Source organism: Bradyrhizobium sp. SHOUNA76 (genome assembly GCF_023006445.1).
Lineage (GTDB): Bacteria > Pseudomonadota > Alphaproteobacteria > Rhizobiales > Xanthobacteraceae > Bradyrhizobium.
Genome location: NZ_JALBHA010000855.1, coordinates 1 through 1495, shown reverse-complemented (window position 1 = coordinate 1495; position 1495 = coordinate 1). Strand labels below are relative to the sequence as shown.

Annotated in this window: 2 protein-coding genes; both read left to right on the top strand. The window is 67.5% G+C overall.

Going from position 1 to position 1495, the window contains the following annotated elements; all coding sequences use genetic code 11:
• On the top strand, nucleotides 1-723 hold a 723-nt coding region (trpD, locus tag MOV74_RS37930; RefSeq protein WP_246932607.1), incomplete at its 5' end, for an anthranilate phosphoribosyltransferase.
• Nucleotides 724-730: 7 nt separating this feature from the next.
• Nucleotides 731-1495 (top strand): indole-3-glycerol phosphate synthase TrpC (gene trpC / locus MOV74_RS37925; RefSeq protein ID WP_246932605.1); only part of this gene is annotated, 765 nt, incomplete at its 3' end.

Genomic DNA, 1495 nt, shown 5'->3' with positions numbered 1-1495 from the left:
TTCATCGTCTCGGGCGCCGGCCTGCCGGTGGCCAAGCATGGCAACCGCGCGCTGTCGTCGCGCTCGGGCGCGGCCGACGTGCTCGCCTCGCTCGGCGTCAAGATCGACCTCAGGCCCGAGCAGGTCGGACACTGTGTGCGCGAATGCGGCATCGGCTTCATGTTCGCCCCCGCCCACCATCCCGCCATGAAGAACGTCGGTCCGACCCGGGTCGAGCTTGCAACACGCACGATCTTCAATCTGCTCGGTCCCCTGTCCAACCCAGCCGGCGTCAAACGGCAGATGGTCGGCGTATTCTCGCGGCAATGGGTGCAGCCGCTGGCGCAGGTGCTCAAGAACCTCGGCTCCGAATCCGCCTGGGTGGTGCACGGCTCCGATGGCCTCGACGAGATCACCCTCACCGGCCCGACCTTCGTCTCCGCACTCCACAATGGCGAGATCCGGAATTTCGAGGTGACGCCCGAGGACGCCGGCCTGCCGCGCTGCGAGGCCGGTGCGCTCAAGGGCGGTGACGCCGACGCCAATGCGGTCGCACTGCAAAGTGTGCTCGACGGCAAGCCGAGCCCCTACCGCGACGTCGCCCTGATGAACGCCGCCGCCGCGCTGGTCGTGGCCGGTCGCGCCAAGGACCTCAAGGAAGGCGTCGCAATCGGAACGAAGTCGATCGATAGCGGCGCGGCCAACGCGAAGCTGAAGCACCTGATCGCGGTCTCGAACGGCTGAGCCTGACATGTCGGACATCCTGACCAAGATCGAAACCTACAAGCGCGAAGAGATCGCCGCGGCCAAGCGCGCGCAGCCGCTGTCGGCGATTGAAGCGAAGGCCAAGGCGCAAGCCGCGCCGCGCGGCTTCGTGCGCGCGATCAAGGCCAAGCACGCCAATGGCGACTACGCGCTGATCGCGGAGGTGAAGAAGGCCTCACCGTCGAAGGGGCTGATCCGCGCCGATTTCGACCCGCCCCAGCTCGCCAAGGCCTATGAGGCGGGCGGCGCGGCCTGCCTGTCGGTGCTGACCGACACGCCCTCGTTCCAGGGCCATCTCGACTTCATGGTGGCGGCGCGCGCGGCGACGTCGCTGCCGGTGCTGCGCAAGGATTTCATGTTCGACACCTATCAGGTGGTCGAGGCCCGCGCGCACGGCGCCGACTGCATCCTGATCATCATGGCGGCGCTCGACGATGCCACCGCCCGGGATCTCGAAGATGCCGCGACTGCTTACGGCATGGACGTGCTGATCGAGATCCACGACCGCGCCGAGCTCGACCGGGCGCTGAAACTTCGTTCGCCGATGATCGGGGTCAACAACCGCAATCTCCGCACCTTCGAAACCACGCTCGCGACCAGCGAGGCCTTGGCACCGCTGATCCCCGAGGGGCGGCTGATGGTCGGCGAGAGCGGCATCTTCACGCCTGCCGATCTCGCCCGGCTCGAGCGCGTCGGCATGTCGACCTTCCTGGTCGGGGAAAGCCTGATGCGGCAGGCCGACGTCACCACC